1 protein-coding gene is annotated in these 410 nt (G+C 62.4%); it reads left to right on the top strand.

All coding sequences use genetic code 11. The features are described 5' to 3' along the window. The coding region (locus EOA86_RS38235; protein WP_206630303.1) for a UvrB/UvrC motif-containing protein at positions 1-410 on the top strand (410 nt) is incomplete at both ends.

Genomic DNA, 410 nt, shown 5'->3' with positions numbered 1-410 from the left:
GCGCAAAGGCGATTATTTCGGCCCGTTTGCCTCGGCCGGTGCCGTTGGCCGTACCATCAACTCCCTGCAGCGCGCCTTCCTGCTCAGGAGTTGCACCAACTCGTTCTACGAGAACCGCACGCGGCCATGCCTGCTTTATCAGATCAAGCGCTGCGCTGGTCCCTGCACCGGCGAGGTCTCGCATCAGGACTATGCGGAACTGGTCGGCGAGGCGAAGGACTTCTTGTCCGGCCGCAGCCAGAAGGTGAAGACGGAAATCTCGGCCGCCATGCAGCAGGCGTCGGAAGCTCTCGATTTCGAGCGCGCCGCGATCTATCGCGATCGACTTGCGGCCCTGTCGCATGTGCAGAGCCACCAAGGCATCAATCCGGCGACCGTCGACGAAGCCGATGTCTTCGCCATCCATCAGG

The organism is Mesorhizobium sp. M5C.F.Ca.IN.020.32.2.1 (assembly GCF_004023105.1).
Classification (GTDB): domain Bacteria; phylum Pseudomonadota; class Alphaproteobacteria; order Rhizobiales; family Rhizobiaceae; genus Mesorhizobium; species Mesorhizobium wenxiniae.
The sequence above is the reverse complement of the archived record's forward strand: the minus strand, read 5'-3'. Positions and strand labels throughout refer to the sequence as shown.